Source organism: Mesorhizobium sp. M2C.T.Ca.TU.002.02.1.1 (genome assembly GCF_003997225.1).
Genome location: NZ_RZTO01000481.1, coordinates 1 through 4,785, shown reverse-complemented (window position 1 = coordinate 4,785; position 4,785 = coordinate 1). Strand labels below are relative to the sequence as shown.

Sequence of the window (4,785 nt, the reverse complement as noted above, 5' to 3'; positions counted from 1 at the left end):
GATAAGATTGATGGAACTCAAATTCCTGAAGGTCCCATCCGGCCTCGCGAGCCGCGCCCCTAGAACCGCCAACAAATACCTTTTGGCCGCTACTAAGTTCTTTGATTTGGTCCGACGAGTGGCCGAGCTTGGCCGCGAGGTCCTCGATTTTGGCTTTCAGCCTCTCCTTTGCTGCGGCGTACCCTTCAAAGAAGCCCGTGTCCCTCGGCTGACCTGCAAGCTCTAGAGCCGTCAGAAACCTCTTTCGCGTCGTGAGGTCGTGAAGGTACAGGACTTGTCGCCGAAGGTCCCACTCATCGGCGGTCAGCGACGGTTCCGAGATGTACTTCGTCATCAGCGAAGCGTCGATGATGGCGCGGCCGAGGGTGGCGACGGAGAAGTGATCCAAGAGCGCCGTGCGGTTCTCAATGATCCCGGCCACCGACATGCAGTGGGTTATTAGCTTCGCAAACACAAAGAGCGCCCTGTTTTGGCGACCCGTGTGCACAACCCCTATTGCACCGTCTGAAATGACTACCGCGCCCTGCATGGCCGCTTCGAGCTTTTCGAGGGCCGCCAACATCGACTTAAGCCCCGCCGCTCGGGCCTCGTTCCTCTTGTTCAACGTCCCCTCCCGCCGCACTACTCGGGTCGTCTCGCCCCATTGCGGGGAAGCCCCAAACCCATTGCCCGAGGAACGTGACCCCGAACCAAAGGGGCCAGCGCGGTCAGCACCGCCCAAAACCCTCCAATGAGGGCGGCCCCCTCTACGTCGAAAGCCGACGGTCCTCCTCGCGCACTATCACTTCACGGCCGTCTAAAGTGTCGGCGTTGATGCCGTGGACTTACCTACGAACGTCGCGATAGCGTCAGAACTCTATTTCTTCGAACCCGCGCTACCTGTGGGCCGAGCGACGGGCTGTTTTGCGCCTGTAGCACCATTTTGGATGAGGACAGGTCCGGGGCGAGTGGTAATAACTTTCTTCATCGTCGTAGCTCACTTCTGCTGTTTGGCGGGATCGGTAGGCGCTGTAACGGTAGGCGGAGGATTGACGGGGCGGGCTGCTGGCGGCTTCGAGCCGTTTGCACCTGTCTGCTCGGGACTTGTGGCCCCTCCGGGCACCAAAGGGTCAAGCTTCCAACGCGCTCCGCCAGAGGGGTTCTCGGCCGAGCCGCCAGCCCAGCCCCCTCCACCAGAGGGGTTCTCGGCTGAGCCGCCTGCGATTGGCGCGACTGCTGGGCCGTCCCCTGATGATAGCTTTGCAGGCGGAATGGGGGTATCAGACCCAGCCATTGCGTTCTGAAAGGCGAATATGAGGAGTAGGACGACGCCAGCAACAAACGAGAGCAGCGCGCCGCCTGTTAACTTGAACGTCCAGGGTCGGGCCCAGTTTATTCGGCTAACTGCTTCCCCTCTCTTTTCTGCGTCCAAGTCGTCCATATCAATCTCAATTGACTTTGCCGCCACCCAGTACGAAATCAAATTAGCAACGATTGCAGCTACGAAAAAGAACCATGCTAACCACAGGGGTACGATACCTACTGGATTGTGGCTACGGGCGAACATGGTGATAAGGACGATAGAAAACCCTATTGCGCTGCTACTCAAGGTCAGGAGCGCCTTGTCTAGTGACCCAAGCTGCTCAATCCGCAGCCTATCGAGGTCTCCTCGGTGCTTGAGGTAGTCGTCATGGAGTTTGTCCTGACGTTCCTGCTCCTCTCTATCGGCACTGGCATCTTTCGAAGTCTTGCTCGCCAAGGTACTTCCCCGTGTGTGCGGGGCCGAATTGTACCACAGCCTTCCCCCCGATTTTAGCGGTGCAGAGGGCTTGCCCTCGGTTATGCACAGTAGGAAGATAATCCTGATGGGGCGACACCCAACAGGAGGTCGCGATGGTCCGACGCAACAAACCCAAGCAGCTATCGAATGTGGAACTGGAGCAATTCATGTCGGCGGCGGAGGCGCTGCACCTCAGTATCACACGTCCGCTGATATCGCCCCAGTGCGAACACTATAGGTCTATGCGGGACTTGCACGAGGCGCTTTTGAAGGCCGTGCGGGAGGTCACCGGGAAGGACGCGACGTTCATCCGGTGGTTTGGCGCGGGATCGGCGAAACCCAAGAGCGGAACATAGGCGCCTTTGTTATTTACCGATGCGTCTTCTCGTATAGAATCGCGGGAGGAGGATCGTCAACTATGTCACTTTTCTCTCGCCTGTTTCGGTCAAAGGCACAGAAGGCAGTAGACGTACTTCAGGAAGGACTGAATCGTCGTCTGTTGGCGGTCCAAGCTGGCCTAGAGCTGTTCAAAAGGACGACTAAGGCATTTGACGTGTCTGGCATCGACGAGGGTTCGTCGGAGGCCACGTCGTTCAAACTTGCTCAAGGGAAGCACGGCTATTTCACAAGTGCGCTTATTGACGACCTCACACGTGCGGAGGAACGCATTAAGGCGATGCACCGGGCACTTGAGTTCAACAATGGGCGGCCAAGTCCCGGCTTTGAGAAAGAAGTGATCGAGGCCGAGCAGGCTCTTGAAGGCACTGATGTCAATATTGATCGGCTAAGGGAGGTATGCCAGCAACTGCTCGATGTCGTAGGCGATATTTCCCCGGAAGGGGAGAAGGATCGCGCTAGTCTCAAAGTGCTTCTCGACCACGCCAGGGTCCGCAAAAATGAACTCGATGACACCCTATCGCAACTGGACAAATCCCTCGACGACACGATTGCTCAACTGGACAACGGGACGTTCTCAGACTTCGATCTAGCGCAGAAAGCGTCATCCCTTATGAAAGCGGGAACGGCACTTTCGTTGGCAGAGGGCGAATGGATCGACTTCCTCCAGAAGGCCATGAGAGCCCCTTCGCTTGATCCGTTCCGAGCCGAGTTGCCACGTAAGAAGGCCTGGTTGGAAGAACGTTTCAAGGTGTATGAAGACGCTAGGGCGGAGTTACGGTCTATCACAGGCGACGGAACGAAATAGGAACGATGTCCTATCGCGTCAATCGACCATCTCGCGCAGAACACCTTCCTCCTTGGCTGCGAGGCGAAACAGCCGTCGGACTTCCTGCGGCGTTGCTTGATCGGCGAGACAGGCCATACAGGCCCGCACCGCACGGTTCCAGTGTGGACCGCGCTTGCTCCATTTGAGCAGTTCCTCAGCCGCACCTTCCACATTGGCACAATTATAGGTGAGCCCAGGCTGATCGGTCTTCACGGGGACAGGGGGATGGAACCAGTTCAGGGCCATGGGCAAGCGCCTTAAGCCAAAGCCGCTGCGCAGCGGAGCCTGGGAGCCAAGGGGGCAAATTGGTGGCAGCCATTACCGGTAGCCGCGCCACTGAGGGTGTGGGTTGGTTCGGTTTTGACTGCCACCTTGGCCCCCGCGATGATTGTTCTACACTGATGGCGATGCGGTAACTTTGCGCTGCGTCAATTGTTGGGTGGCCATTGATGGGAGAAGCAAAGATGCTGTGGGATTTCCCTTACAAGACGTTGCCGCAGTCCGTTCACTACGAGAAGCGGAACGCCATCGTCGTCTGGGCGGGCCTAGGCGCGTTCGTGCTGGCATGGGCTGCTTTCGGAGCTTCACGAGACGTGCTCTGGGCCGTAGCGCTCGCAACGGTCTGGCTCAGTTCCTACTACTCAGGATGCGCTACCGTGCAAAAGGAATGGGACGAGGCCGTATGGACTCAAAGCGAACGCGAGGTGGAACAGGAAGAGAAGAAGCAGGAGAAAAAGTGGAAACGGCTCTCCCTTTACGACGCCGCGCAAGCCTACATTAAGGCTCATCCGGGGACCGACTATACGACAGCTTCAGAGGCGGTGAGGACGGCTGCTCTAGACAGGCCATTGCAGGTGAGGCGCGACTTCTATGGCCGCCACGAAGCACTTCGTCGGGGGGTGAGGTCGAAGCTGTATGGGTAGGTGATGGCATATCACGAAAAAGGGATCAGCCACTGACCAGAGGATGACTGATCCCTAATTACCCGCTGAGCGGCCCGGGGACTAGGGGTTGGACAAAGGGCCACCCAGCTAGTATTGAGCGTAGCACATTAGCGTTGGCTAAGGTAACGAAATCGGTGCTGCGCCGCGGTGAGCGCACCTTGACACAATGATTCAGGGAATCGTATCAAAGTGGGCATGACCGGTGGAGCAGAGGCGCATAGCCTTGCCAGTCCATATTGGACGCCGGTCATTGCCTTTTTATCGATACCAAAACTTTTCGATTGGCCATTCTCGCGTCCTCTGGCAAGTCAAAACTCCGCTCGCGACAATGGCGTCGTCAACGGCTTTCCGCCACGGAACTTTGTTGCTCTGGTGATGGAATTGCAGGCAATACAACAGCACGTCTGCCAACTGGATCATCCGACTGTGATGGGATTTGGCAAAGTGAACCGTGTCGATGATATTCCCAATTTCCTTACCACGGGCCCAGCGCGTCCCGCCTTTGCGAAACTGCGACAAGCTTGCTACCGACTTGCCGATGGCAGCGTCGTCGTAGTCGCCGAACACCATCCCAAGCGACCCCTTTTCCTTAAACAGGGAATCGGCCTGCTCGATAAAGTACATGAAGGCAATTTCATCGGGCGCGTCTGACGAGTGCGTAATGTTCTCAGGATTGATTTTGACACGGATGCGGCAAACGTCCTCGCAGGCAATGATGCCCAAAAGCTTTTGAAGGATAGCCAAGCGGTCACCAAAATCGTAGCCTTTGAAATTGCCGCTTCCCCTACAAATTTCGATGCCGTGGAACTCTGTTTGTTTGCTCAGGAGGCGACTGCCAAACGCCTCCTGTGAGACTT

The 4,785-nt window shown here is 56.9% G+C and carries 6 protein-coding genes; 3 read left to right on the top strand and 3 right to left on the bottom strand.

The window, feature by feature from the left end:
- On the bottom strand, positions 1 to 604 hold a 604-nt coding region (locus EOD07_RS22845; protein ID WP_164772441.1), incomplete at its 3' end, for a hypothetical protein.
- A gap of 1,268 nt (positions 605 to 1,872) precedes the next feature.
- Between EOD07_RS22845 and EOD07_RS22840 the strand changes: the two genes are divergently transcribed.
- Positions 1,873 to 2,115, top strand: coding sequence for a hypothetical protein (locus tag EOD07_RS22840; protein ID WP_127237074.1), 243 nt, complete (start codon positions 1,873 to 1,875; stop codon positions 2,113 to 2,115).
- Between the two features lie 197 nt (positions 2,116 to 2,312).
- Complete coding sequence (locus tag EOD07_RS22835; RefSeq protein WP_127237073.1) at positions 2,313 to 2,963, top strand: hypothetical protein; 651 nt, start codon at positions 2,313 to 2,315, stop codon at positions 2,961 to 2,963.
- Positions 2,964 to 2,981: 18 nt separating this feature from the next.
- On the opposite strand, the gene EOD07_RS22830 is transcribed toward EOD07_RS22835, so the two are convergent.
- Positions 2,982 to 3,230, bottom strand: a complete 249-nt coding sequence (locus EOD07_RS22830; protein WP_127237072.1) for a DUF982 domain-containing protein — start codon at positions 3,228 to 3,230, stop codon at positions 2,982 to 2,984.
- Positions 3,231 to 3,448: 218 nt separating this feature from the next.
- On the opposite strand from EOD07_RS22830, the gene EOD07_RS22825 reads away from it, so the two are divergent.
- Positions 3,449 to 3,907 carry a hypothetical protein gene (locus tag EOD07_RS22825; protein ID WP_127237071.1) on the top strand — a complete coding sequence of 153 codons (459 nt, stop codon included), beginning with the start codon at positions 3,449 to 3,451 and terminating at the stop codon, positions 3,905 to 3,907.
- 279 nt (positions 3,908 to 4,186) lie between these two features.
- Here EOD07_RS22825 and EOD07_RS22820 read toward each other — a convergent pair.
- The coding region (locus EOD07_RS22820) for a DUF3800 domain-containing protein (RefSeq protein WP_127237070.1) at positions 4,187 to 4,785 on the bottom strand (599 nt) is incomplete at its 5' end.

Excerpts from the sequence above, each read along its gene's own strand:
- EOD07_RS22825 (WP_127237071.1), top strand. The coding sequence starts at position 3,449 with ATGCTGTGGGATTTCCCTTACAAGACGTTGCCGCAGTCCGTTCACTAC.
- EOD07_RS22830 (WP_127237072.1), bottom strand. The coding sequence starts at position 3,230 with ATGGCCCTGAACTGGTTCCATCCCCCTGTCCCCGTGAAGACCGATCAG.
- EOD07_RS22840 (WP_127237074.1), top strand. The coding sequence starts at position 1,873 with ATGGTCCGACGCAACAAACCCAAGCAGCTATCGAATGTGGAACTGGAG.